At 63.6% G+C, this 25151-nt stretch carries 22 protein-coding genes; 13 read left to right on the forward strand and 9 right to left on the reverse strand.

Annotated features, from left to right (window positions below):
• Positions 1-14 precede the first annotated feature (14 nt).
• Entirely contained in the window at positions 15-311 is a 297-nt protein-coding gene (gene hfq, locus GOB94_RS04285; RefSeq protein WP_182277656.1) for an RNA chaperone Hfq, read from the reverse strand.
• A 229-nt stretch (positions 312-540) separates the two neighbouring features.
• Here hfq and GOB94_RS04290 point away from each other — a divergent pair, with 229 nt between their 5' ends.
• Positions 541-1713 carry a DegT/DnrJ/EryC1/StrS family aminotransferase gene (locus GOB94_RS04290; RefSeq protein ID WP_255484231.1) on the forward strand — a complete coding sequence of 391 codons (1173 nt, stop codon included), beginning with the start codon at positions 541-543 and terminating at the stop codon, positions 1711-1713.
• A 518-nt stretch (positions 1714-2231) separates the two neighbouring features.
• Here GOB94_RS04290 and GOB94_RS04295 read toward each other — a convergent pair.
• On the reverse strand, positions 2232-3494 hold the full coding sequence (locus GOB94_RS04295) for an SH3 domain-containing protein (RefSeq protein WP_255484232.1): 1263 nt from the start codon (positions 3492-3494) through the stop codon (positions 2232-2234).
• 47 nt (positions 3495-3541) lie between these two features.
• Positions 3542-4786: a beta-propeller fold lactonase family protein gene (locus tag GOB94_RS04300; protein ID WP_182277657.1), complete on the reverse strand. Its 1245-nt coding sequence runs from the start codon at positions 4784-4786 to the stop codon at positions 3542-3544.
• A 245-nt stretch (positions 4787-5031) separates the two neighbouring features.
• On the opposite strand from GOB94_RS04300, the gene GOB94_RS04305 reads away from it, so the two are divergent.
• The 8 genes from GOB94_RS04305 (at position 5032) to GOB94_RS04340 (ending at position 12975) form a co-directional block, all read left to right on the forward strand.
• Positions 5032-5601 carry a twin-arginine translocase TatA/TatE family subunit gene (locus tag GOB94_RS04305; protein WP_182277658.1) on the forward strand — a complete coding sequence of 190 codons (570 nt, stop codon included), beginning with the start codon at positions 5032-5034 and terminating at the stop codon, positions 5599-5601.
• Positions 5591-6382 carry a twin-arginine translocase subunit TatC gene (gene tatC / locus GOB94_RS04310; RefSeq protein ID WP_182277659.1) on the forward strand — a complete coding sequence of 264 codons (792 nt, stop codon included), beginning with the start codon at positions 5591-5593 and terminating at the stop codon, positions 6380-6382. Before GOB94_RS04305 ends, tatC begins: the two co-directional genes overlap by 11 nt.
• Before the next feature lie 11 nt (positions 6383-6393).
• Entirely contained in the window at positions 6394-7335 is a 942-nt protein-coding gene (locus tag GOB94_RS04315) for a M28 family peptidase (protein WP_255484233.1), read from the forward strand.
• A gap of 134 nt (positions 7336-7469) precedes the next feature.
• Positions 7470-8393, forward strand: a complete 924-nt coding sequence (locus GOB94_RS04320; protein WP_182277660.1) for a TerC/Alx family metal homeostasis membrane protein — start codon at positions 7470-7472, stop codon at positions 8391-8393.
• Positions 8394-8507: 114 nt separating this feature from the next.
• A complete protein-coding gene (gene aroB / locus GOB94_RS04325; RefSeq protein WP_182277661.1) occupies positions 8508-9632 on the forward strand; it encodes a 3-dehydroquinate synthase in 1125 nt (374 codons plus the stop codon).
• Between the two features lie 3 nt (positions 9633-9635).
• Positions 9636-10490 carry a class I SAM-dependent methyltransferase gene (locus GOB94_RS04330; protein WP_182277662.1) on the forward strand — a complete coding sequence of 285 codons (855 nt, stop codon included), beginning with the start codon at positions 9636-9638 and terminating at the stop codon, positions 10488-10490.
• 66 nt (positions 10491-10556) lie between these two features.
• Complete coding sequence (locus GOB94_RS04335) at positions 10557-12008, forward strand: cation diffusion facilitator family transporter (protein WP_182277663.1); 1452 nt, start codon at positions 10557-10559, stop codon at positions 12006-12008.
• 127 nt (positions 12009-12135) lie between these two features.
• The gene (locus tag GOB94_RS04340) at positions 12136-12975 is read left to right on the forward strand and encodes a PASTA domain-containing protein (protein WP_255484234.1); all 840 of its coding nucleotides are present in this window, start codon (positions 12136-12138) and stop codon (positions 12973-12975) included.
• 319 nt (positions 12976-13294) lie between these two features.
• Here the strand turns inward: GOB94_RS04340 and GOB94_RS04345 are convergent, their stop codons facing one another.
• From GOB94_RS04345 to aroC, 4 genes are all read right to left on the reverse strand, one after another.
• Positions 13295-14563 carry a transcription antitermination factor NusB gene (locus tag GOB94_RS04345; protein ID WP_255484235.1) on the reverse strand — a complete coding sequence of 423 codons (1269 nt, stop codon included), beginning with the start codon at positions 14561-14563 and terminating at the stop codon, positions 13295-13297.
• Positions 14556-15491, reverse strand: coding sequence for a methionyl-tRNA formyltransferase (gene fmt / locus GOB94_RS04350; protein WP_182277665.1), 936 nt, complete (start codon positions 15489-15491; stop codon positions 14556-14558). The genes GOB94_RS04345 and fmt overlap by 8 nt, the downstream gene beginning before the upstream one ends.
• A 10-nt stretch (positions 15492-15501) precedes the next feature.
• Complete coding sequence (gene def / locus GOB94_RS04355; protein ID WP_255484385.1) at positions 15502-15972, reverse strand: peptide deformylase; 471 nt, start codon at positions 15970-15972, stop codon at positions 15502-15504.
• 141 nt (positions 15973-16113) lie between these two features.
• Entirely contained in the window at positions 16114-17292 is a 1179-nt protein-coding gene (gene aroC / locus GOB94_RS04360) for a chorismate synthase (protein WP_182277667.1), read from the reverse strand.
• 322 nt (positions 17293-17614) lie between these two features.
• On the opposite strand from aroC, the gene GOB94_RS04365 reads away from it, so the two are divergent.
• The 3 genes from GOB94_RS04365 to GOB94_RS04375 all read left to right on the forward strand — a co-directional run bounded on the left by GOB94_RS04365 (position 17615) and on the right by GOB94_RS04375 (position 20042).
• A complete protein-coding gene (locus GOB94_RS04365) occupies positions 17615-19396 on the forward strand; it encodes a glycoside hydrolase family 15 protein (protein ID WP_182277668.1) in 1782 nt (593 codons plus the stop codon).
• Positions 19397-19465: 69 nt separating this feature from the next.
• Positions 19466-19756 carry a type II toxin-antitoxin system Phd/YefM family antitoxin gene (locus GOB94_RS04370; protein WP_220464993.1) on the forward strand — a complete coding sequence of 97 codons (291 nt, stop codon included), beginning with the start codon at positions 19466-19468 and terminating at the stop codon, positions 19754-19756.
• On the forward strand, positions 19740-20042 hold the full coding sequence (locus tag GOB94_RS04375; protein ID WP_182277669.1) for a type II toxin-antitoxin system RelE/ParE family toxin: 303 nt from the start codon (positions 19740-19742) through the stop codon (positions 20040-20042). The genes GOB94_RS04370 and GOB94_RS04375 overlap by 17 nt, the downstream gene beginning before the upstream one ends.
• On the opposite strand, the gene GOB94_RS04380 is transcribed toward GOB94_RS04375, so the two are convergent.
• Positions 20039-21058, reverse strand: coding sequence for an HD domain-containing protein (locus GOB94_RS04380; RefSeq protein ID WP_182277670.1), 1020 nt, complete (start codon positions 21056-21058; stop codon positions 20039-20041). The genes GOB94_RS04375 and GOB94_RS04380 overlap by 4 nt on opposite strands.
• A 106-nt stretch (positions 21059-21164) precedes the next feature.
• Positions 21165-23120: a peptidylprolyl isomerase gene (locus GOB94_RS04385; RefSeq protein ID WP_182277671.1), complete on the reverse strand. Its 1956-nt coding sequence runs from the start codon at positions 23118-23120 to the stop codon at positions 21165-21167.
• Positions 23121-23482: 362 nt separating this feature from the next.
• Between GOB94_RS04385 and GOB94_RS04390 the strand changes: the two genes are divergently transcribed.
• On the forward strand, positions 23483-25096 hold the full coding sequence (locus GOB94_RS04390) for a S41 family peptidase (protein ID WP_182277672.1): 1614 nt from the start codon (positions 23483-23485) through the stop codon (positions 25094-25096).
• Positions 25097-25151: the final 55 nt, after the last annotated feature.

Below are 25151 nucleotides of genomic sequence, written 5' to 3' on the forward strand. Positions count from 1 at the left end.
TGCGGGCGGCTGTTTTAGCGCGCCGCAGCTCCAGTTACTGCAACCGCTTCCTGAGACACGGGAGCCGGACGTGCATCTGAGCTCCGCGCTTCGTACCCCATCGGACGCCCGCTTACTACGGTCGATATTGCGTGCTTGAAGATCAACTGCTCTTGCGCATTGTTCTCCAAAAGAACGGAGTACTTATCAAAAGAGCGAATCTTGCCCGTGAGCTTTACGCCACTGACAAGGTAAATGGTAATAGGACTCTTATCTTTGCGAACGGTATTCAGGAACGTGTCCTGAATGTTCTGCGCCGGCTTTGGATCCATTGTGGCCGATCTCCTTATGGTTAAACCATGCGTACAGGTCCCGCCGAGACACCATGATGTCGTACTGATCCGGGGCCTTAAAGCAATTCCATGGTGACAGCACTACGGTATCGCCTTCCCGCAATGAAACACAAGCGCTATCGGAAGAAATCACCCCTGACCGAGGTAACGTGACACCGCTGTAAACATTCACGTCCCGCAACGGAACTCGCAGGAGCTACGATATTCAATGATGGCCGTTTCCGCTCAATCCACCGCACTCGCTCCTGTTCCCATGCTCGACTTCCAGCGCGAGTACGCGCTGCTCCGCGACGAGCTTCTCGCCGCCATCACCTCCGTCTGCGACAGCCAGCGCTTCATCCTCGGCCCCCAGGTCGCCAGCTTTGAAGCCGCCGCCGCCCGGGCCTGCGGCGTCTCCCACGCCATCGGCTGCGCCAGCGGCACCGACGCCCTCTGGCTCGCGCTCGCCGCCCTTCGCATCGGCCCTGGAGACGCCGTCCTCACCACACCCTTCAGCTTCTTCGCCACCGTCAGCAGCATCCTTCGCGCCGGCGCACGGCCCCTTCTCGCCGACATCGACGAACACACCTTCAACCTCTCTCCTGCTGCGGTCGCAACCACTCTCGCGCAGCACCAAGGCGCCCCCATCCGCGCCGTCATGTCCGTCCATCTCTACGGCCAGTGCGCCGACATGGACGCACTCACCTCGCTCGCGCAGCAGCACAGCTTCAGCCTCGTCGAAGACGCAGCCCAGGCTTTCGGCGCACGCTGGAACGATAAACCTGCCGGCGCTCTCGGCGACATCGCTGCCTTCAGCTTCTATCCCACCAAGAACCTCAGCGCCTTCGGCGACGCCGGCATGTGCACCACCAACGACGCCGCTCTCGCCGAACGCATGGTCATGCTCCGCGCCCACGGCATGAGGCAACGCTACTACCACGACGAGGTCGGCTGGAACTCCCGCCTCGACACGCTCCAGGCCGCGGTCCTTGAAGTCAAGCTCCGTCACGTCGAAGCCGGCAACACCCGCCGCCGCGAAATCGCCGCCCTCTACGACACCCTCTTCCAGAATTCCCGCCTCACCGCTCCCACCACCAATCTGGGAATCGTCCTTCCCGCTACCGATCCACGCGCCACCCACGTCTTCCACCAGTACGTCATCCGCGCCCCCCGCCGAGACGCTCTCCGCGACCACCTCACCGCTCTCAAAATCGGCACCGAGATCTACTACCCCGAACCCCTCCACCTCCAGAAGAGCCTCGCCAGCCTCGGCTACAAGCTCGGCGACTTCCCCATCGCCGAACGCGCCGCCGCAGAGGTTCTCGCCCTCCCCATCTTCCCCGGCCTTCGCAACGACGAAGTAGAAACCGTCGTAGAAGCCATCCGCCGCTTCTACCAATAGCTCCCATCCCGGCATTGCACAAAAAGTCTTTCCACCCAGGAAAGTTCGTCATTTCGACCGGAGCATCGCGGCTTCATCGCGATGCGCAGCGGAGAAACCCCTGTATTTGTCGTTGCCTGTTCTCCTCTGCGCCCACTGCGCGTTTCTACACCGCGCCCTCTGCGTCAAGGAAGGTCTGAACAAGTATCTTGCTTTGCAGGGGCGGGACTTCAGTCCCGCCATAAAGCTCCAGGAATCAGTGCGGCTTTAGCCGCGGAGGGAACGCATGCACACTTGTTCAGAGCTTCCCCTAACGCTTTTTGCCGTTGCCTTGTCCCTCCTCGCACCTCTTGACACTCCACGTATAATAAGAAGAGAAGACAGCGTGGCAAAGCCAGGCTCTTCCTCTCGGCCCAGGCCGTTCATCTCGCTCCAATTGACAACCGAAAACCTGTCGGCCACCCGCTATCCCATGCAGGGGGTTCCACCCTTAACCCCAATGGGCTCCGGATCATACCCCCATAACCGGGGAGGGGGCGCTACCGCCGCCGCTTCCGCGACTTCCCGTTCTTGTCCTTCGCCGGCAGCGGCACCGGATGCGCCTCATCCTCCGCCAGCGTCCCCGGCGGCAGAATCCGCCGGCAGATGTTCCCTTCCAGCCGGTAGGTCTTCGTAATCAACTGCGAAGGCTTCACCAGCCCCGTCGCCGGGTCCGGCTCAGGAATCGGCGCGCTCGCCGCCAGCACCTTGTAAGTAAAGCTCGGCAACGACATCTGAGCCAACACGCCCGGAGAATACGGGTCCTTCATGCTCCCGATCTTCGCCGGCAGGTACCCCAGAATGTCATGCTCCCGGAACCCCGTCTCGTAGCGGTGCTTCTTGATGTTCCAGATGAACACCCGCACCTGGTCGAAGTCATACGGCAACCCCGACTTGTACGGCGCCAGCAGCGTCAGGTACTCCGGAATCTCCGTCACCGTCTTCCCGTTGTCCAGCATCCCCGAGTCCGGGTCGTCCACCATATGCAGCACATACGCACCCACGATCCGCTGCCCCTCGGCATACCGCGCCAGCGTATCCGGCACCGTCACATCGACCATCCGCCCCAGTATCCAGCCCGTCTGCCCCTTCACCGTGCGAGCCAGCCACCAGTCCTCCATCACCGGAGGAGGCACCACCACCGCAGGCTGTTTTTCATCATTCGGATCGTCTTCATGGGTCCGCTCGGCCTTCGCCGCGGCCACTTCTTCCTGAGTCGGCTGCCTCACAACCCGCACCGGGACAGCCCCCGGCTTCACCTTCGGCACCGTCGCCCGCTCCAGCAGGCTCAACCCATCGCCCTCGGCCAAGCGGTAGAACCGCGGCGTCTCACGCCCCGGCGCCGCATGCAGATACACCTCATCCCGCGCCGTCGCCACCGCGATCACCGGGTCCTTGCCATGCGTCTCCGCCAGCGCCGCAAACTGGTCGGCTGTCTTCTGGTCGGCGGTCAGCTTCTCTTCGACCCAACCCACCTCACCGCGCGGCGTCCGCACCTTAATCGCGCGCCGGGTCCGGTCCAGCACCACCAGCTTCTCGCCGTTCGTAGCCGTCCCCGTACGGTTAGACACGGCGGCCACACGGTCCCGCAGAAACACCTGCCGAGCCGTCACATACACATAGTGTTCCTGGGTCTTTTGCCGGAAGTAGTTGCACCCGCTAAGTGCCGCCACAGCACACACACCCAGCAAAACCTGCGCGACGGCCCTACGCACGGAACGCCCGCCCACCCACAGCAGCAACGACAGAAGAAAACGCCTCAACACACCTCCAAGGTATCGCGAATCCGCTCGTCCCGCGCCACAGGCATCTACGGAGTCATCGCCACCGACGCCGGTTCGCCGATCGTCCCGCTCGCCGCGCTCGACGCCGTACTCAGCGCGCCACCTGTCCCAATCGACATCAACTGGATGCCCGTTGACGCGTTATACCCCAGCGCAACGATATAGGCCCCGGTTTTATCTGCTCCCAACACCGACACGCTAGCCGGCGCAGCAAACGGAGACCCCGAGATCGCCGTCAGCGCTCCACTGCTGCCAATCGTGTACCCGGATATCGTCCCATCCGCATAGTTCGCGACGTACACATACGTTCCCGTCGGGTCCACCACCACCCCGCGCGGTCCGTTGCCCGAAGCCACAACCGCCGACGCGGTCGGTGTGTACGCCCCCGACGCGTTCGCCGTAAACTCCTGCAGTCCCTGAGATGTGCCGTTATACCCAAAGCTCAGGAAGATGTGGTTATTCTTGTCCACCGCCACGCCATTGATGCTCACCGAGGTACTCGATGGGCTGATGATCGGCGTCTCCACCAACAGCCCACCCGTCGATGCGTCGTAGTTGTACACCACCGCACCGCCCGTTCCATTCGCCTCTACCAGAAATCCACCGCTCGGCGCGAATGCCAGCGCCTTCGGCACCAGGGTGCCGCCATCCGTCGGCAACTGGGCTAGATACGTCGTAGGGTTGTTCGCATTGGTCACCGCTCCTGTGGAGATGCTGATCGGGTACTCTGCCAAAATACCTGTTCCATCCAACGCAAATAGGTAGTTCCCGTCCGTCGAAATCGCCAGCGCCACAGGGTCCGGCGCCAGCGGCGAGCCAATCACCGGCTGTCCGCCATTCGCAATCGACAGCACACCTGTACTGCTCACCGAATACAGATAGATCTCCCCCAGCGAGCCGGAAGCAGGCACGCTCGCAACGTACGCATACGTCCCTGCCGGGTTCACCACCACCGCCTGCGGCACAAAACCCAGCGTATACGGCGCCCCTGACAGTGCCGACAGCGTTCCGCTTGAAAGATCGAATGCATCCAGCGACTGCGTAGTCGCAACGCTGTTCGTGATGTACGCCACATCCGGCCCGGTGCTCCCGGTCGAGCCCGTACTCCCTGTGCTCCCAGTCGAGCCCGTACTCCCCGTCGACCCCGTACTCGTCTGCGGCACAAAAAAACCGCTGCAACTCGACAGGCTCATCGCGGCAATCGCCAATCCACTCAGCGAAGCAAAACACGCGGCGGCAGCAATCAGGTTACGGCGGGGAATCTGTCTCATGTCCTTCGTCTTCTCCAGCAATCTACAGCCGTCCCGCGCTGCGTATCCATTCTCGCAGGTGTGCGTCTGCTTCATCGCTACCACAGTCTCAACGTACGGAGTCCTGCACAATAGACGCTCCTCCCACGCTCCGGGTTAGTTCCCTCTAGCAACCTTCGTGCACCATCAACTTTCGCCCTCGCACCTAAGGCCTTATCATCTAATCTTGGAGAACCACCCGGAGACCCCAGCAACAAACGCAACGTATGCCCAGCTTCTCTGACAGCATCTTCCTCTTCGTCCTCGCTCTGCTGCTCTTCGGCCCGAAGAAGCTGCCTGTCCTCGCGCGCGAGATCGGCAAATGGGTCGGCGAGTTCCGCCGCGCCTCCAACGAGTTCAAGATGCAGATGGAAGAGGAGCTCCGTCAGGCCGAGCAGGCCGACCGCCTCAAGAAGATCGAAGCCATCGAAGCCGCAGCACCGGCCGCTCCTCCGCTGCCCGCTACTCCCGCCGATATCTCCAAGCCCACACTCATCACAGAGCAGCCCGCCATCGACGCCGCGCACGAAACCAGCGAGACCACCGAAGGCGTCTCCTCCGAAGAGCCTGCCGCCGAGACCTCAACGCTCCGCAGCAACCTGCCGCCCACCGAGGCCATGCCCATCGCCGAATCCGAATCCGGCGAGTTCAAGATCATGCCACCCTCCACCGGCCTGCCCACCGCGCGCAAGAGCGCCCTCAGCAGCCTGATCGATGCCATCCCGCCCGCCGAAAATGGAAGCACCCATAACGGCGCCACGCACGACACCGACGCGGAGACCGTCCATGGCAACTGAGCTCGCCGAACGCGCCCGCAACGCCGTCCAGGACCGCGCCGAACTCCCCGGCATGAGCCTCATGGAGCACCTCGATGAGCTCCGCAAGCGCCTCGTCCACTCCATCCTCTATCTGCTCGTCGGCTGCATCGCCGCAGGCGTCTTCATCGGCAAGCTCACCGCCTTCATCCAGCGCCCGCTCACCGACATCAACCTCAAGCTCACCCAGGTCCACCCCACCGACGCCATCAACTTCGACATCAAGACCGCCCTCGTCTTCGGTGCCATCTTCGCGTCCCCCTTCATCCTCTACCAGGTGTGGCTCTTCATCTCGCCCGGTATGTACTCTAACGAGAAGAAGTACGTCTGGCCCTTCATGTCCGCCACCGTCGGCCTCTTCCTCGCCGGCGCATGGTTCGGTTACAGGTACGTGCTGCCTCAGGCGATGGTCGTCCTCGTGCAGGGCTTCGGCAGGAACTTCAACCACATGATCGGCATCGAGGAGTACACCGGCTTCTTTCTGGCCGTCATCCTCGGCCTCGGCATCACCTTTGAGCTGCCCATCCTCATCTTCTTCCTCGCGCTCTTCGGCATCGTGGACGCCAAGTTCCTCCTCAAGCACTTCCGCTACGCCATCCTCGCCATCTTCCTCGTGGCCGCCGTCATCTGCCCCGATCCCAGCCCCATCGGCATGACCATCTTCGCCTCACCCATGCTCGTTCTCTACTTCATCGGCGTCTTCGTCGCCTTCTTTGTCCACCCCGACCGCCGCAAGAAGAAGCTCGCGGCTAAAGAATCCTAGGGAACAGCCTCGTGAAGCTAACGCACCTCGCACTCGTCGTCTCTCTTCTGGCAGCGCCGCTGGCAAACGCCCAAACTCATGCCGTCTCAGGTGCAGCCGTCCTGCGTCTCACGCAGCAGTACGTCGACGTCGCACCGAAGCGCTTCGTCGGCTCCCCCGGCCACACCGCCGCCGAAAACTTCATCAAGGACCACTTCAAGCCAGAGATGGCCAAGGGCAACTTCGTCACCGACGAGTTCGTCGCCCGCAACACCCCCGCCGGCCCCTTCACGATGCGTAACTTCATCGTGAAGTACCCCAGCACCAACCCCGCGAAACGCAGCGGCATCATCGTCCTCGCCTCTCACTACGAGACCAACTACCCGCTCAAGGACATCAACTACATCGGCGCCAACGACGGAGCCTGCACCACCGCCCTGCTCATCGCCCTCGGCCAGTACTACCGCGACCACCCGCCCACCGGCTACTCCGTCTGGCTCCTCTTCGACGACGGCGAAGAGGCCATCGGCACCGACGGCATGACCGGCTCCGACCAGCTCTACGGCGTCCGCCACATCGCCGCCAAGTGGTCCGGCGACGGCACCCTCGCCCACATCAAGGCCTTCATCGTCGCCGACATGATCGGCTGGAAGAAGATGAACATCGACAAGGAGCTCAACTCCACCCCTTGGCTCCTCGACCTCCTCGCCAAAGCCGGCAAAGACACCGGCCACTCCACCTATCTCTTCCGCAACACCATGACCATCGACGACGACCACATCCCCTTCAAAGAGCGCGGCGTCCCCGTCCTCGACGTCATCGACTACGAGTACGGCCCACCCGACTCCTCGCGCCCCGGCGAGTTCGCCTTCCACCACACAGCGCAGGACTCCATGGACAAACTCAGCGCCCAGAGCCTGCAGGTTTCCGCCGACCTCTTCGTCGATCTTGTAAAGCTCATCGGCGAACGATAACCAAGAGCTTCTGAGCCGTTGCCGTTGCTTTTCTTTCTGTCATTCCGAGCAGAGCGAGGAACCTGCTTCTCGCGAGCGAAGCGAGCACCCGCGCGCGCCATCTGCGAACGAACAATAATGTAGCCTTGAGAGGCGTGGCTCCGCTCTCCTACTGGCTTTGGTTCCACCTCGCGCTGGCCCTCCTTCTAGCGGCCGAGTACGGGCTGCACCTCATCGTCCCGCAGCCGCGCCGCAAGGCCCTCTACGCCTGCCTGCTCTGGGTCGTCGCCTCGCTCGTCCTCGCCGCTCTGCTCATCAAACCCTTCCACCTCGAAGGCGCCACGCAGTACCTCGCCGGCTACGTCCTCGAGCAGTCGCTCTCCATCGACAACCTCTTCGTCTTCCTGCTCCTCTTCCGCCTCTTCCGCATCCCTGACCTGCGCCAGCCCAAAGTCCTCTTCTGGGGAGTCGCCGGCGCGATGCTCATGCGCGGGGCCTTCGTCGCCGCCGGCATCTCCCTCCTCGACCGCTTCCACTGGATCGAGTACGCCTTCGCCGCCATCCTCATCGTCGCCGCCGTGCAGATGCTTCTCCCCTCCAGCGGCGACCGCACCAAAACGCCCCGCTGGATCACCTGGATCACCCGTCTCCGCCCCATCAGCGAAACCACCGACCACTTCTTCGTCCGAGAGAACGGAGACGCGAACGGCCGCCGCATGGCGACCATGCTCTTCCTCGCGCTCCTCGCCGTCGAGCTCACCGACATCGTCTTCGCCCTCGATAGCATCCCCGCGGTCCTCAGCATCACGCGCTCTCCGTTCCTCGCCTACACCTCCAACATCATGGCCGTGATGAACCTTCGCAGCCTTTACATCCTCCTCACCGCTGCCTTGGCGAAGCTCCGGTTCCTGCACTACGGCATGAGCCTCATCCTCCTCTTCGCCGCTTTAAAAATGCTCCTCGCCGACTGGCTCTCCATCACCCCCGGCCTCTCCCTCGCCATCATCGCCGCTATCCTCGCCATCACGATCCTCATCTCGCTCCTCGCCCCCAAACCCACTCCAGACACCTCCAAGTAGCGGCAACCTCAGCACAGGGCCCACGAGCTTCCTTGGCGAACCTTAGCTCACTCCGCGTCCTTTGCGGGAACGCCTTTGCCTCTCTTCCCCTCCCGCGCGGTATCCTAGAACTCGATGTCTACGACTCAAAAGATCGCCGTCACCACCCCCTCCGCCAGCTACACCATAGAGATCGGCACCGGCCTGCTGCCCTTCGTAGGCTCCCGCATCGACGCCCTTTTAAACGGCGCCCTCACCTCCGGCAAGCAGCGCGCCTTCGTCATCACCTCGCCTGAAATCTGGCATCTCCACGGCCCCACTCTGCTCTCCGGCCTGCCGTCCGAACCCGTCATCCTCGAAGTCCCCGCAGGCGAGCAGCACAAGCGCCTCAGCACCATCGAGCGCCTGCTCGAAGAGCTCGCTCAGCACGGCGCCGATCGCGACTCCCTCCTCATCGCCTTCGGCGGCGGCGTCCTCGGCGACATGACCGGCTACCTCGCCGCCAGCTACATGCGCGGCATCCGCTACGTCCAGGTCCCCACCACGCTCCTCGCGCAGGTCGACTCCTCCGTCGGCGGCAAGACCGGCGTCAACCTCGCCGCCGGCAAAAACCTCGTCGGCGCCTTCTACCACCCCATCGCCGTCTACGCCGACATAGACACCCTTGCCACGCTCCCCCCCGCCGAGCTCCGCGCCGGCCTCCAGGAGTCCGTCAAAGCCGGCATCATCCGCGACCGCGCCCTCTTCGACTTCATGGAAGCCAACGCCGCCGCCATCCTCTCCGGCGACACCGCCGCCCTCACCCGCGTCGTCGCCGACAGCGTCCAGATGAAGGCCGACGTCGTCCACGCCGACGAGCGCGAAGGCGGCCTCCGCATGATCCTCAACCTCGGCCACACCCTCGGCCACGCCATCGAAGCCGCCACCGGCTACAAGCAGCTCCTCCACGGCGAAGCCATCGCCTGGGGCATGCTCGCGGCGACCGCCATCGCAAAACGCCGCGGCCTGGTCACCGTCGACGAACACGACCACATCGAGCGCGTCATCATCACCTACGGGCCACTGAAGCCCTTCACCGCCGACCCCGCCGAGCTCGTCACACTCACCTCCAAAGACAAAAAAGCCCGCAGCGGCACCCGCAACTTCGTCCTCCCCAAAGGAATCGGCGACGCCGTGGTCGTAAAAGACGTCGCTGTCGAGGAGCTGACGACAACCGCAGAACGCATGATGGCGATGGTGGCAAGACAGGCTGCGGCCTAACCAATGGAACCCCTCGTCAACCCCGGCGCGCGCCCCGCCAACGAACTCTCCGAGTCCGAAGCCTCCGAGCACGTCCGTAGCATCTTCAACTCCATCGCGCCCAGCTACGACCTCCTCAACCATCTGCTCTCCATGGGCCTCGACCGCCGCTGGTGGTCGCGCACCGCCCGCACCTTCCGCACCACCCTCGCGCGCCCCGACTCCCGCATCCTCGACCTCTGCTGCGGCACTGGCGACATGACCGCCGCCCTCCTCAAACTCCGCCCACATCCGAGCACTTCGCATCCCAGCACCCACCAAAGAAGTGTCATCTCGACCGGAGCGCAGCGCAGTGGAGAGACCTGCGTTTCGGACCACCACGAACTCAAACCGACAGCTATCACCCCCATCACCGGCCTCGACTTCTCCCCCGAGATGCTCACCCGCGCCCGCCTCAAATACCCCTCGCCCAACGTCATCTGGACCGAAGGCGACGCCATGCACCTCCCTTACCCCGACAACTCCTTCGACCTCGTCACCGCCGCCTTCGGCTTCCGCAATCTGCCCAACTACGCCGCAGGTCTTCGCGAGATCCACCGCGTCCTCCGCCCCGGCGGCCAGCTCGGCATCCTCGAGTGCAACCAGCCCGACGGCCTCCGCGGCCTCGGCTACTCGCTCTACTTCCATCACGTCCTCCCGCTCATCGGAGGCCTCATCTCCGGCGACCGCAGCGCCTACAAGTACCTCCCCGACAGCGTCATGCGTTTCCCGCGCCCCCCACAGATGCTCGCCATGCTCCATGACACCGGCTTCACCACCGCCCGCTGGGACGGCTACTTCCTCAAAGCCGCCGGCCTCTACGTCGCAACAAAGCCTTAGCGCGCCTTCTACTCCCTACTCCCCATTCCCTACTCCCTGCCTCTCCGCTGTTATCCTCTAACTCCGATGCCGGACACCCACATCACAACCGACCAGCGCAGCGCCGCCAAGCGCGCCGCCGCCCTCAGTTCGGTCATGGCCGCGCTCGGCATCACACTGCTCAAGCTCTTCACCGGCCTCGTCACCGGCTCGCTCGGCATGTTGAGCGAAGCTGCACACTCCGGCATCGACCTCATCGCCGCCGCCATCACGCTCCTCGCCGTCCGCGTCAGCGACCGCCCTGCGGACGAGGAACACAACTACGGCCACGGCAAGCTCGAAAGCCTCTCAGCCGCCTTCGAAATCCTGCTCATGCTCGGCTCCTGCGTCTGGATCGTCCGTGAGGCCCTTCTTCGCATCCTCCATCCCTCGCATCTTGTGCTGCGCACCTCCTGGTGGCCCTTCGCTGTGCTCTTGCTGTCCATCCTCGTGGACTTCACACGCTCACGCGCACTCGACCGCGCCGCCCGCGAGAGCAACAGCGACGCCCTCCACGCCGACGCCATCCACTTCGGCACCGACATCTGGTCCTCCACCGCAGTCCTCGTCGGCCTGCTTGCCACCTTCATCGGCCAGGCCTATCACGTCCCTGCCCTCGAATACGCCGATCCCATCGCGGCCCTCATCGTCGCCTGCATCATCCTCTACGTCACCTGGCAGCTCGGCCAGCGCACCTTCGACAGCCTCCTCGACGCCACCCCGCCAGAAGTCCGCCAGCAACTCCAGAAAAATCTCCGCACCGAGCTCGACGCCATCCCCGACGTCCTCGGCATCGAGCGCATGCGCGTCCGCCGCTCCGGCTCTGACTACTTCGTCGACCTCACCCTGCAGCTTCCTCGCAACCTCACCTTCCAGCGCGCCGAACAGGTCACCTTCGCCGCCACTGAAGCCATTCAGAAGCACCTCGAAAACGCCGATGTCATTGTGCATACAGTGCCCACGGCTACCATCGGCGAGAGCATCTTCGACCGCATCCGCGCCGTCGCCGCCCGCTCCAACCTCGCCATCCACGACGTCGCCGTGCAGGAGTACGATGGCACGCTCCACGTCGAGCAGCACCTCGAAGTCCCCGAGAGCATGCCCCTCCGCCAGGCGCATGAGATCGCCACGCAGCTCGAAACCGCCATCCGCAAGGAAGTTCCCGGCATCGCTACCCTCCTCACGCACATCGAGAGCGAGCCCGCCACCATCGCCGCCTCCGCCCAAATGCGCGCCGGCGAAAACCTTGAAAACCAGCTCCGAGCCACCGCCAGCCACTTCCCGGAGATCGTCGACGTTCACGAAATTGTAGTCACCCGCGGCCACGGTGGCGCCGCAGCCAGTGTCCAGATCAACTGCCACTGCACGCTCCCCGACGACCTCCCCATGGAAGCCGTCCACGAGATCATCACCAACTTCGAAAGTGAATTCCGCCTCGACCACCCCCAGGTCTCCCGCGTCCTCATCCACCCCGAACCCGCCACGGACAACCGCCGATGACCCCACACTCCCACCCAAGAAGTGTCATCTCGACCGAAGCATCGCAGCCTCATCGCGATGCGCAGTGGAGAGACCCGCGTCTGCCGCAGCGAGAGCCGCAGGCGCGAGCTTGCTCCCGAGGCCGCCGATGAAAAAAGGCTTCGTCTACTACCTCGCCGAGTTTCTCCTTCGCCTCATGCTCCTCCCCCTGCGCACCGCGCAGTGGCTCCTCCGTAATCGCGAGTGGCTCCTCACGGCCATGGCGATGGTCGTCGTCATGCTCGTCTCCGCGGCCATCACCCTGCGCATCGCCCTCCACGTCCGCGAGGTCACAGTCCCCGACTTCACTGGCCACACCATGCTCGAGGCCAGCCAGAGCGCCCTCAAGACCGGCGTCGGCCTCGTCATCGAAAACCGCTTCTACTCCACCACCGTCCCCGCCGGTCGCGTCCTCTCGCAGTCCCCACGCTCCGACACCGTCGTCCGCCACGGCTGGCAGGTCCGCGTCACCGAAAGCCTCGGTCCCCAGCAGGTCACTATCCCCAATGTCGTCGGCGAGACCGTCCGCGACGCCTCCATCGACGTCCGCAAGGACGAGCTCGACCTTGGCACCCTCGCTCACATCGAAGCCCCCGGCGACGAAGACCTCGTCCTCGCCCAGACCCCGCCTCCCAACGCCGGCGTCGACCAGCCCCGCATCAACCTCCTGCTCTCGACCGCGCCGCAGCCCGCCTCCAACGCCATCGTCCTGCCTTCGTTCTCCGGCCTTACCTCCACAGGAGTCATCCGCGCCGCCAGTGAGCTCGGCCTCATCGTCTCAGCCGTCGGCGACGGCCCCGTCGTCACCTCCCAGTCCCCCGCCCCCGGCTACCGCGTCATACGAGGCGACTCCATCCGCGTCACTCTGGGCGGCAACACGCCCGCCTCGCCAACCTCCACAACCAAACCCACCACCCCCACCGGCCCCATCAGCCTTCAAGTCCCTTGAAGCGGCAGCGCACATTCAATATCTCCCGCAACCAAAGTCATCAAAAGACTTAACTCACGCCCCCATTGACACCGCCGATATACTAAATCTAGAGCCAAAGAACCCAGACTCACCCCATTGCGCCCACTGCGAGAAACACTGCGCCCTCTGCGTTCCCGCTTTTGCCTTTGCAGTTGTCTTTCTTGTTTGTCATTCCCGCAGGGAATCTGCTTCTTGCTGGAAGCGCCATCCAGGCAGAGATCAGACCTTAACAAGTCCTCTCCTAACCCATCATTTATCAAGATCTTGAATCAAAAAGTACCGGGGGGAGGGGTGGGGGCTACCGCCGCTCAAACAACGCCGCAAAGAACCCATCCCCTCGGAACCCGCGCCCCGGAACCGTCCGCAGCCGCCCATCCTTTACCAGCCCGCTGCCCTCGACTCCCAGCCGCGCCATCACCGGCTCCAGCGGAGCAGCCACCACTCCCGCGGGTGCCTTGGCCAGTACTGCCTGAACCACCTGCTCGTTCTCCTCCGGCTCCAGCGAGCAGGTCGAGTACACCAGCCTGCCCCCCGGCGCCAGCCGCTCCAGCGCCGCCAAAAGAAGTTCCCTCTGCCGCACCGCCTGCCGCGAAAGGTCCGCAGGCTGCAACCGCAGCTTCAGCTCCGGGTTCCGGCTCAGCGTCCCAGTCCCGCTGCAGGGCGCATCGCACAGGATCAGGTCGAACTCCGCCTCATCCACCAGCGGCTTCGTAGCATCGGCAACTGCCGTCCTTACCTGCGGCGCAACCGGCTTCAGCCGCTCCGCCAGCCGCCGCAGCCGCACCGGACTCACATCCGTAGCCAGCACATCCGCCTCCGGATGCCGCCGCGCCATCACCATCGTCTTCCCGCCAGGGGCCGCACAGCAGTCCCATATCCGCCGCGGAGCCTTTACCGACGCAGCCGCCAGCTCCGCCACCAGACGAGACCCATCATCCATCGTCGGCAGCGTCTCATCGCTCTCGGCACCAAACAACGTCCCGCGCTCTGGCGGACTCTGGTCGTACTCACAGATCGCCAGCGCTCCAGCACGGCCATAGTTGGTCTCCCACCGCCGCACCAACCACGCCGGATGCGACAACCGCTCCCCCATCGCCGCCGTGGTCTCATACAGCGGCACCTTGGGCACGGCAGCCCGCGTCAGCCCACGCAGGATGGCATTCACCATCCCGGCAGCATGCCCATGCCCAGCACTCCGCGCCAGCTCCACCGACTCGCTCAGCGCCGCATGCGCAGGAATCCGGTCCAGATACCGCAACTGGAACGCCCCCAGCCGCAGCGCCGTAGCCACCGGCACCGCCAGCTCCGCATCCGGTCGTGAAAGCAGCGGTTTGATCAAAGCATCCAGCGCAATCTGCCACCGCAGCACACCCAGCACCAGCGTCGTAGCCAGGTTCCGGTCTGCCTGCGACAACTCGCTCAGTCGAGACGAGTGCAGCAGATCATCCGAGTGAGCATCCGTCACGGCAACGCGCTCCAGAATCTCGAACGCCGCCGCCCGCGCCGGACTCACCGTAATCGCAGGCTTCTTCGCCGCAGGATTTCTCGGATGCAGTGGCTTACTCAAGCCGTTCACCCGCCTTCACCTGATAGTCCCTGGCAAACTGCTCTCCCGCCAGCCGAGGCTTGCCCTCCAACTGCACCTCATCCAGCCGCAGCAAGGTGCCATCAGCCATTCCGAGCAGGAGTTCACCGCTGGAAGCATCCAGCTCGCCAGGAGCCAGCGAAACCGCCGCTACAACCGGATGAATGCGGTGCAGCAGAAACCGCTTGCCCCGCAACATCGCCCAACACCCAGGCCATGGATTGAAGCCGCGCCAACGATCGTAAGCCTGCTGCGCAGTGTATCTGGACGTCTCCAGACGACCATCCTCACGCGTCAGGATGGGTGCCAGCGTCGCCTTCGAGTGGTCCTGCGGCTGCGGCGTCACGCTGCCGTCCGCAAGCCCGGCCAGCGTCACTACCAGGAGCTCCGCTCCGATGTGGGCAAGCTGTGGGTAAAGCTGTGGAGAGGTTGTGTCCGGCCCGATGGGAATGCTGCGGAAAAGCAGTGTATCTCCTGTGTCTAATCCAGCATCGAGCCGCATCGTCGTGATGCCCGTCTCCGTCTCGCCGTTCGCGACAGCCCACTGGATCGGCGCAGCGCCACGATACTTCGGTAGCAGCGATCCATGCACGTTGATGTTCCCGTACCGTGGCAGCGCCAGCATCCAGTCCGGAATAATCCGCCCATACGCGACGACGATGATCGCATCCGGCTGAATTGCCGCCAACCGCTCCCGCAGCCCAACATTGGTCTTCAGCTTCTCCGGCTGCTCTACAGCAATCCCGAGCGAAAGCGCCAACACCTTCACCGGTGGCACCTGTAGCTCCATCTTGCGCCCCGCCGGACGGTCCGGCTGCGTGAGCACCAGTGCTACTTCGTGGCCTGCAGCCACCACTGCCTGCAGACTGGGAACCGCGAACTCAGGCGTCCCGCAAAAGACCAGCTTCATCGGAGACCTCTTACCACTCGCCGTTCTTCTGCAGCTTCTTGATGCGGCGGATAATGAGGTCGCGCTTCAACCGGCTCAGGTGGTCGATGAAGAGCACCCCGTGCAGATGGTCGATCTCATGCTGCAACGCGCGTGCCAGCAGCTCTTCGCCTTCCACCTCGAAGAACTCGCCCTTCACATTCTGCGCGCGGACCTTCACCCAACCAGAACGCTTCACCTTCTCGTTGATGTCCGGCAAGCTGAGACAGCCTTCCTCTTCGTACAGAGTGCCTTCGCGCTCGATGATGACCGGGTTGATCAGCACCAGCTTGTCTTCAGGGTTCTCGTTGAAGCTGATGTCAATGACCGTTATCTGCTTTGAGACAGCGATCTGCGGCGCAGCCAGGCCGATGCCCTGTGCCGCATACATGCTGTCGAACATCTCCTCGACAAACTGCGCCAGTTCGGCGTTGAACTCGGTGACGAGTTCGCCCTTCTTCATCAGCACCGGGTCGGGATACTTCACGACCTCATGCAGCCTCTTCGCGTTCTTGCGGACAGCCTCACTGGTAGCCTTGCGCGCGGCGCGTTTGGCTTCAGCGGTATCGGTTTGTGTTTCAGTCGGCATCTTTCTTCGCTTCTTCTAGTATGACCGAATCTGGTCACAGTAGCTCTTGTAGTTGCGCTCGAGTTCGCGCATGCTGTCGCCGCCAAACTTCTCCAGCAGCGACCGCGCAATCGTCAGCGCGACCATCGCTTCGCCAGCTACGCCAGCGGCAGGCACTACGCAGACATCGCTGCGTTCGTAGGCCGCTTTGGTCTCCTCGCGGGTCTCGAACGAGACCGAGCCAAGCGGGCGGCGCAGCGTCGAGATCGGTTTCAGGTAGCCGCGAACAACGATGTCCTCGCCGTTCGAGATGCCGCCTTCAAGACCGCCCGCGTTGTTATGCTCGCGGGTGAACTTGGTGAAGTTACCGTCGCCCTCGCGGTCGTAGCCGATGGCATCGTGTACTTTGGAGCCAGGCGAACTTGCGGCGGTAACACCGCGGCCCAGCTCAACGGCCTTCACGGCCTGCAGGCTCATGACCGACTGCGCGAGCAGGCCATCGAGGCGCTCGTCCCAGTTCACATGCGTGCCCACGCCTGGCGGCAGGCCATGGACGACGACTTCGAAGATACCGCCGATCGTGTCGCCGGTGCGTAGCGCGACATCGACCTCGGCCTTCATCCGTGCTTCGGACTCAGCGTCAACGCAAGCGAGGAGCACCTCTTCCCTGTTAGCGATGGCAGCGATCTCCGCGAATGTCGCCTCGCGCGAGAGCTCTGCCGTGCCGACGCGGACCACATGACTAGCGACCTCGATGCCGAGTGACCGTAGCAACATCTTGGCGATGGCTCCGCAGGCGACACGGGCGGCGGACTCACGGGCCGAGGCGCGTTCGAGAATATAGCGCGCGTCCTTGAAGTCGTACTTCAGCGCGCCGGCGAGGTCGGCGTGGCCGGGTCGCGGGCTGGCGACGGCCTTGTGCTTCTCCGGGTCACCGGGCTCTACCGGGAGGATCTCCTCCCAGTTCTTCCAGTCGCGGTTGGCCAGGGTCATCGCGATGGGCGAGCCGATGGTCTTGCCGTGGCGGACGCCGGAGAGGATGTGCGCGGTGTCCTTTTCGATGCGCATGCGGCCGCCGCGGCCATAGCCCTGCTGGCGGCGCCACAGCTCGTGGTCGAGGAAGGTCTGATCGACGGGAACGCCTGCAGGCAGGCCGCTGATGAGGGCTACGAGAGATTCGCCGTGGCTTTCGCCGGCTGTCGAGAAACGGAGCATGAACTATCGATTATAAAGCCGCGGGCTGTGACCGGGTTGCGGGCGGCTCTTGCGGGTTTGTGGCTGGCCCTCCCCCCCGGTTTTGGGGCTATGATCCGCAGCCGATTGGAGTTAGCCTCGTAACCATCCGCCTTGCACTTTGGTCGATATATGCGGGACCTTGGCACTGTTTTGAGTTGTCAAGGTCTAACGAAGGCACGGCCCTGGGGCCGCTTGATCCCTACACTCTATTCTAATTGCAGTGTCAAGTGTTTCCCCCATTCAGGCATTTGCATCTATATGATTCAGCGGCAGTTTTCGGGACGAGAGGGCACGCACGGGCATGGCATTGAAGATCGAGGAGTATGGGTTGATCGGCGACTGCCAGACGGCAGCAATGGTGGGGTTGGATGGGTCGATCGACTGGCTTTGCTGGCCGGACTTCTCTTCTCCGGCTAGCTTTGCTGCACTGATGGGGACTCCTGAGAACGGGCGCTGGCAGATCGCGCCGGTCGCCGCACCGGCCAAAGTGACGCGGCAGTATCGGGACAGCACACTGATTTTGGAGACGCGGTTCGAGACGGCCACGGGTGCCGTACTGCTGACCGACTGGATGCCGCTGCGGGGACGTCACTCCAAGGAGCCGCCGCTGCCGCGCAAGTACTCCGACATCGTGCGGACGGTGACTGGGCTGGAGGGCAGCGTTGAGATGCAGATGGAGCTGCTGCCACGCTTCGACTATGGCCGCGGTGTGCCCTGGACGGGCATGCAGGACGGCGCATGGTACGCCTATGCGGGGCCAAGCATTCTGTATCTCCGCACGGAACAGCCCCTGGAGATGCGCAACGAGGCCGCGTATGCAACGTTTACAGTCCGCAAGGGTGAGACGGTGAGCTTTGTGCTGACCTACGGCAATGTGGAAGACGACGAACCTGCGCCGCTCGATATGCCGCAGGCGATGGAGGAGACCGAAGGGTTCTGGGCGCGGTGGAGCGGCAAGAGCAGCTACAAAGGTCCATGGAAGGACGCGGTAACGCGGTCGCTGATTACGCTGAAGGCGCTGACCTACCGGTCGAGCGGCGGGATTGTTGCGGCTGCGACGACCTCGCTGCCGGAGGTGCTGGGCGCGGGCCGCAACTGGGACTACCGCTTCTGCTGGCTGCGCGATGGCGCACTGACATTGGAGTCGATGATCTCGATGGGCTACCACGTGGAGGCGGCGGACTGGCAGCGCTGGCTGATGCGTTCGATCGGCAGCGACCCGAAGCAGATGCAGATCATGTACGGCATCCGCGGCGACCGGCACCTGCCGGAGTTTGAGCTGCCGTGGCTGAGCGGGTATGAAGCTTCATTGCCGGTACGCGTGGGCAACGCCGCGAGCGAGCAGGCGCAGCTGGATGTGTACGGTGAGGTCGCCGATGCGCTGTACTGCATCAAGCGCGCGGGCATTGAAGACGACGTGCATGTGCGGCGGCTGCGGCTGGAGCTGGCGGAACGGCTGGCCGAGATATGGCAGCGGCCGAGCTCCAACATTTGGGAGCAGCGGAACTATGAGCACCGCTTTACCTACAGCAAGGTGATGGCCTGGGTGGGGATGAACCGCACGGTGCTGGCGATCCGCGAGCAGGGACTGGATGGGCCGGTGGATGAGCTGGCGAAGGTGTGCGACGCGATCCACGCCGAGGTGTGCGCGCACGGTTTCAATGCAAAGCTGAACAGCTTTGTCCAGTACTACGGCGCGGACACAGTGGATGCCTCGTGCCTGCTGATGCCGATCTTCGGCTTTCTGCCGTGGGACGATCCGCGCATTCTGGGCACGATTGCGCGGATTGAGAAGGAGCTGATGCGCGATGGGCTGGTAATGCGCTTCTCGACGGACAAGGAGAAGACGCAGGACTCGTGCTTTCTGGCGTGCTCGTTCTGGTTGGTGGAGTGCTATGCCCAGACGGGCCGCCACAAGGACGCCCAGACACTGTTCAAGCGACTGCTGGCACTGCAAAACGATATCGGTCTGCTGGCCGAGGAGTATGACACCAAGGCACGGCGCGCGCTGGGGAACTTTCCGCAGGCGCTGTCGCACATTGCGTTGATCAACGCGGCGCGTGCGCTGCAGGAGACGGCGTAACGATTTGGGTTGCCGGCAGGAGAATCCTGGCCCGGCGCTTGCGATAGACTTCTTCCAATGGAGGCTGACATGATCGACGCGACCCCTGACATCCACACGCTCAACGCGTTCCGCGAGAACACTGAAGAGCTTATCGCGCGCTTGAAGGTCACCCATCGTCCGATGATGCTAACTGTCGATGGGCACGCTGAGATTGTTGTCCAAGAGGCTGCAGCATATCAGCGCCTACTCGACCTGGCCGCGCTGGCCGATCCTGATGAGGGGCTACGGCAAGGGCTGGAGGAGATCGCCGAAGGCCAAACGGTACCGGCTCGCCAAGTCTTCGCCGCCCTGCGAGAAGCGTATGGCGTACGAGGTTAGGCTCGCGAAGCGTGCCATCAGGGACCTTAGCCACATCTACGAAACAATCAATGCCGAATCTTCACAAGCAGCCGCTCTATGGTTTCGTGGGCTGGAGGCAGCCATCTTCAGCTTGGAGACGCACCCTGAACGCTGTGCGATGACACCGGAGCGGTCAAACGTGCGGCACCTGCTGTATGGGAACAAGCCTCACATCTACCGTGTGCTCTTTACGGTCGATGAAGAGAGGCGAGTCGTCAGCGTTGCCCAGATTCGGCACGGAGCGCGGCACCCCATCCATCCTTAGTCTTCGGAGATAGGCACCTGCTCTTCGCCGAGCCATGCCTGTGAGTTGAAGAGCGGGCGCTCCATGCTGCGGACCCATTCGGTGACGTCGCTGGAAGAGCGGCCGGCGGCCTTCGAGGCGGCAAACTCGTTGCGCAGAGTCTGGAACTTGGCTTCGAGATCGTCGAGTGCGGAGAGCAGCATGGCTTCGGGGGTCATGGGTAGCTTGGGGCTGCCGAACTCCAGCTTGCCGTGGTGGGAGAGGATCATGTGCTCGAGCAGCAGACGGAGCTGTGGCGGGAACGGCGCGTCCGGCGTGGCGGCGTTGAGCTCGGCGATCTTTTCGTGCAGCAGGCCCTGCGCGATGGAGATGTGGCCGATGAGCTGGCCTTCGAGCGTGTAGTCGAAGCTGGTGTCCCAACTGAGTTCGCGGACCTTACCGATGTCGTGCAGGATGGCCCCGGTGACGAGCAGGTCGGGGTCGACCTCCGGGTAGAAGGGCGCGGTGGCAAGGCAGACGCGGACGAGGCAGAGCACATGCTCCAGCAGGCCGCCGATCCAGGCGTGGTGCAGTCGCTTGGCTGCGGGCGCGCGCAGAAACGCGGGGCCAAGCTGCGGGTCGTCGAGAAAGGCGAGCACGAGGCGGCGGAGGTGATCGTTGCGGAAGACATCGACGTAGCTGCGCAGCTCGGCGGCCATGGTGGGGATGTCGTAGATGCTGGTGGGGACGAAGTCGGCGGTGTCGATCTCGACGGCAGCGGCGAGACGGAGCTTCTGCAGCGTGATCTGAAATTTGCCCTGGTACTTGGAGACGGTTCCCTGAGCCTTGACGTAGCAACCGGCGGTGCAGGTGGCGGCGGCCTCGGTAAAGTCGTCCCACATGCGGGCTTCGAACTGGCCGGACTTGTCGGCGAGGGTGAGCGCGAGGTACTGGCCGCTGGGCTTGCGGTCGCGCAGGCTGGCGGAGGCGACGAGAAAGAACGTGGTGACGCTCTGGCCCTCGAAGCGCGCGGCGTCGGCGATGAAGAAGTCTTTCATAGAGGCAGAGTGTAGAGGATAGAGCGTGGAGCGGTGCGAGCGCCAGACGCGGCGTGGTCGATTAAATGCAAACCGCCAGCCGTGGGTTACAGGCTGGCGGCTGCGGCTACTGGTTGGTTGTGGCCGGGGGCGCGCCGGTGACGGCCGGGTTCACGGTGGGAGCGACCGTCGGGGTGGTCACCACCGGCTTCTGCTGCTCCTGCAGGCGCTCCTTCTTGTCGCCCTTCTGGGCCCTGGGCTTCTTCTTCTTTTTGACGGTATCGCCGTTCAGCCCGAGAGGCGCGGCCTGCACCTTCTCCGTGGCGGACTGGTCACGCGTGGCCACAACGGGACGGATCGCAGCCTTGTTCTCCGCCTTGGCCAGCTTGGCGTTGGCGCGGTCTACCTCCGCCTTGGTCTGCTGGGAGGAGAAGCGGGTCTTCTTCTCCGGACCGGAGATCGGGCCGAGCGGATCGCCGTTGTCGGCGGTGGTGGTATCGGCGTCAACGCCGGTGCCGGTCGTGATGGAGGTGACTGACTCGGCAGGCTCCATTGCAGAGCCCGGAGCCTGGCCGGCCAATGGCGGGTTCTGCGGGGTGTCCGTCGCCAGCGTCGTGGCGGCCGGCAGCGAGTTGCGGGGGGCCTGACCGTAGCGAATCTTCTCGCGGCGGATTTTCTCCCGCTTCTGCTTGCCCTTGACTCTCTTCGTGCCGTTGAGCTTGGCCTTGTCGGCCTCGGCCTTGGCCTGCTGCTTCTCGGCAACGCGCTCACGCGCGGCTGCAAGAGCGGCCTGTGCCTTCAGCGCGCGCTCCTGCTCGGCGCGCTGCTTGGCCCGCAGCTTCTTTTTGATGGCGGGAGCCTGGTAGGCCGTGTAGGCGAAGTTCGCGTTATTGCTCTTGGCGGTGGAACCGGTGTCAACGAACCCTGGTGCAAGCTCGATAAATGCCTCGTTGCGCGCCTTGGTCAGGTAGGCACGCAGCGCAGGCTGTAGCTGGTCCATGTAGATGGCTTCCTGCACCTGGTTCTCGACGTTGGCGAGCGGTGGAACACCGGCTTTCTGGTGAGCGTCCACGCGCAGGATGACATAGCCCTGACGGGTGCGGATGGGGGCAGTGTTGGCGCCGACCGCCAGGTCGAAGGTCGCGTCTTCCAGCACCTGGCCGAGCGCGCCGCGCTTGAAGTCACCGAGGTCGCCGCCGGCTGCCGCCGTGGGACCACCGGAGTCCTTCTTTGCCAGATCGGCAAAGCTCGCGCCGCCCTTCAATTGCTTAGCGATGTCGTCAGCCTTGGCCTGTGCCTGCGCCAGCTGCGCGTCGGTCGCGTTCTCCGCCGTGGGGACCAGAATCTCGCTCAGATGGATCTGCTCGGGCACCTCGAACTGCTTCTGGTGCGCCTCGTAGTAGGCCTGTTCCTGCGCGTGGGTCATGTTGATGTGACGACCCACGTCCTCGCGCACAACGGACTGGCGAATGCATTGGTTGCGGATGTTCTGCTTGAAGTCCTCAAATGAGACGCCCTGCTGCGTGGCGGCCTTTTCAAGAGCCTCCATGTCCGGCAGGTGGTTCTGCTTGCGGATATCGTCGAGCTGGCGGATGGTCTCCGCGTCGCAGTTGATGCCCAGGTCCTTGCCCTTGGCAATGAGCAACTGGGAGTCGATCATGTCGCGCAGCAGGTCGTGTAGATGGTCCTGCAGCTGCGCTTCGGAGGCACCGCCCTGCTCGGCATCGCGCAGCATCTGCTGCGCGGCGCGCTCGTACTCGCTGCGGGTGATGATCTGGTCGTTGATGCGCGCAACAACGTCTTCCACAACGGTGCCATTGGCCGTGATGGCAGGCCGCTGCGGCATCTGCGGCAGTTGCAGCTGCGGGGCCGACGGGAAGGCACCGCCGGGGACCGGGTAGCTGGGCTGCTGCGCGGCCAGAAGGACCGAGGCGGAGACCAGCAGCGTGGAAACCGCCAGCAAACGCGACTGGACACTCGTCAGGGCCGGGCGCGATGGGCGGGCGGCAGGAGTGGCAGCGACAGCCGAAGTCTGTAAGGCGATGGGCGCCTGGGAGTTGATGCGTGTGTGCTTCTCGGTCATCCGGTCCTTTATGGCTCTGCGCTTTGGAGCATGGCCCCACAGCCTGCATGGCTGCGGAGTACAGAGGGTGCTGGGCAGAGGTACGCCGACGGCCCACTGCAGGAGCAAGACGCCGACGTTCTTATTCTAACCGTGAGACGGGCGAGCGTGGGGTGTGGGAAGCAGGGTTGTCGACCGAAAACCAGTAGCCCCGCTATGCCCCGGCTAACCCCCGGATGCTATACTCCGTCCAACTGTTGCGGCAGGCCGCAGGCGTGTGCCGACGGCCCGCCAGCGCCAAAACCGGAGAACAAGCCGGGCCTGATTTGCACTGCTGTACCGAGCTTTTCTTGAGCTTTTCCGATCGAGGTTCCCCCACCCGTATGGCCTCTTCTTCTACACGACGCGCTCTCTTTTCCGCGACCCTCTTTCTGGCAGCCTGCGCGCTGACCGGCTCCCTGCTGGGTGGCCGCGTGGCAGCCCAGTCGGCGACCGACGAATCCACCCTGCGCGACTCGATGAAGTCGTTCACCGACGTCTACGCGCTAGTGGAGCAGAACTATGCCGACAAGATGGACCCGGACAAGATCGACAAGGCCATCTACGACGGCGCGATCCCGGGCATGCTGCATGTGCTCGATCCACACTCGAACTTCTACGACCCCAAGTCCTACGCGCAGATGCGCGAGGACCAGCGCGGCAAGTACTTTGGCGTAGGCATGCGCATCCAGCCGCAGGGCGACAAGATCGTTGTGCTCGCTCCGATGGAGGGTACACCCTCCTACCGCGCCGGCATCCGGCCGGGCGATGTGATCCTTGCGGTGGACGGCAAGTCGACCAAGGGCCTGGACTCGGCGGGCGTGGCTTCGTTGCTGAAGGGACCGCGCGGCACGCACGTGAGCGTGACCATGGGCCGCGAAGGTTCGGCCAAGCCGCTGGTCTTCGACCTGATGCGCGATGAGATTCCGCAGTACTCAGTCGATGTGGCGTTCATGATCAAGCCGGGCATCGGCTACATCCACGTCACGAACGAGATGGAGACGACCTCGCACGAGGTGCAGGAGGCGCTGGATAAGTTCGGCCCCGGCCTCAACGGTCTGGTCATCGACCTGCGCGGCAACCCCGGCGGCCTGTTGAATGAAGCCGTCAACGTGTGCGACAAGTTCCTGCAGAAGGGACAGGTCGTGGTCTCGCAGCGCGGCCGCGCCTTCCCGGACCAGGTGTACCGTGCGCCCAGCGGCTCGGACGCGAAGTATCCTATCGTGATCCTGGTGAACCGCAACACCGCTTCGGCGGCGGAGATCATCTCCGGTGCGCTGCAGGATCATGACCGCGCGCTGATCGTCGGCGAGACCACCTTCGGCAAGGGCCTCGTGCAGACGGTGTTCCCTATCAGCGAGAACAGCGGACTGGCACTGACGACCTTCCACTACTACACGCCCTCGGGACGGCTGATCCAGCGCAACTACAACGGCGTTTCGCTGTATGACTACTACTACGTGCGTAACGATGCGCTTCCGGCGAACGACACCAACAAGGAAGTGGAGCACACCGACTCTGGCCGTATCGTCTACGGCGGCGGCGGCATCACGCCGGATGAGAAGATCCCCGAGCTAAAGAGCGATCACTTCCAGGACGTGACCCTGCAGCACTATGCGTTCTTCGACTTCTCCAAGCACTACCTGGCGACGCACACCATCACCAAGGACATGGCCGTCGACGACGCCATGCAGCAGGATTTCAAGGCCTTCCTGAAGTCGAAGAACATCGACTACACGGACAAGGAGTTCGTCGACAACCTCGACTGGACCAAAGCGATGATCAAGAAGGAGCTGCTCACCTCGCAGTTCGGCCAGACGCTGGGCAACGAGGTCATCACCGAGTGGGACCCGCAGGTGCAGAAGGCGCTGACCTACATGCCCGAGGCACTCGCGCTCGAAGACCACAAGCTGCCCTCCGAACAGAAGACGGAGACAGCGCAGGTGATCAAGCACTAGCATGTTCGAAGCAAACAGAAAGGCCGCGCTCTCGGGCGCGGCCTTTCTGTTTGTA

Origin of the sequence: Granulicella sp. 5B5, from assembly GCF_014083945.1 — a bacterium.
Taxonomy (GTDB): domain Bacteria; phylum Acidobacteriota; class Terriglobia; order Terriglobales; family Acidobacteriaceae; genus Granulicella.

Bases quoted from the DNA above. Each gene is read 5' to 3' on its own strand.
- hfq (WP_182277656.1), bottom strand. From the start codon at position 311: ATGGATCCAAAGCCGGCGCAGAACATTCAGGACACGTTCCTGAATACC.
- aroB (WP_182277661.1), top strand. From the start codon at position 8,508: ATGTCTACGACTCAAAAGATCGCCGTCACCACCCCCTCCGCCAGCTAC.
- GOB94_RS04365 (WP_182277668.1), top strand. From the start codon at position 17,615: ATGGCATTGAAGATCGAGGAGTATGGGTTGATCGGCGACTGCCAGACG.
- GOB94_RS04390 (WP_182277672.1), top strand. From the start codon at position 23,483: ATGGCCTCTTCTTCTACACGACGCGCTCTCTTTTCCGCGACCCTCTTT.
- GOB94_RS04385 (WP_182277671.1), bottom strand. From the start codon at position 23,120: ATGACCGAGAAGCACACACGCATCAACTCCCAGGCGCCCATCGCCTTA.
- GOB94_RS04340 (WP_255484234.1), top strand. From the start codon at position 12,136: ATGAAAAAAGGCTTCGTCTACTACCTCGCCGAGTTTCTCCTTCGCCTC.
- GOB94_RS04370 (WP_220464993.1), top strand. From the start codon at position 19,466: ATGATCGACGCGACCCCTGACATCCACACGCTCAACGCGTTCCGCGAG.
- fmt (WP_182277665.1), bottom strand. From the start codon at position 15,491: ATGAAGCTGGTCTTTTGCGGGACGCCTGAGTTCGCGGTTCCCAGTCTG.
- GOB94_RS04375 (WP_182277669.1), top strand. From the start codon at position 19,740: ATGGCGTACGAGGTTAGGCTCGCGAAGCGTGCCATCAGGGACCTTAGC.
- GOB94_RS04300 (WP_182277657.1), bottom strand. From the start codon at position 4,786: ATGAGACAGATTCCCCGCCGTAACCTGATTGCTGCCGCCGCGTGTTTT.
- GOB94_RS04330 (WP_182277662.1), top strand. From the start codon at position 9,636: ATGGAACCCCTCGTCAACCCCGGCGCGCGCCCCGCCAACGAACTCTCC.
- tatC (WP_182277659.1), top strand. From the start codon at position 5,591: ATGGCAACTGAGCTCGCCGAACGCGCCCGCAACGCCGTCCAGGACCGC.
- GOB94_RS04380 (WP_182277670.1), bottom strand. From the start codon at position 21,058: ATGAAAGACTTCTTCATCGCCGACGCCGCGCGCTTCGAGGGCCAGAGC.
- aroC (WP_182277667.1), bottom strand. From the start codon at position 17,292: ATGCTCCGTTTCTCGACAGCCGGCGAAAGCCACGGCGAATCTCTCGTA.
- def (WP_255484385.1), bottom strand. From the start codon at position 15,972: ATGAAGAAGGGCGAACTCGTCACCGAGTTCAACGCCGAACTGGCGCAG.
- GOB94_RS04305 (WP_182277658.1), top strand. From the start codon at position 5,032: ATGCCCAGCTTCTCTGACAGCATCTTCCTCTTCGTCCTCGCTCTGCTG.
- GOB94_RS04335 (WP_182277663.1), top strand. From the start codon at position 10,557: ATGCCGGACACCCACATCACAACCGACCAGCGCAGCGCCGCCAAGCGC.
- GOB94_RS04290 (WP_255484231.1), top strand. From the start codon at position 541: ATGATGGCCGTTTCCGCTCAATCCACCGCACTCGCTCCTGTTCCCATG.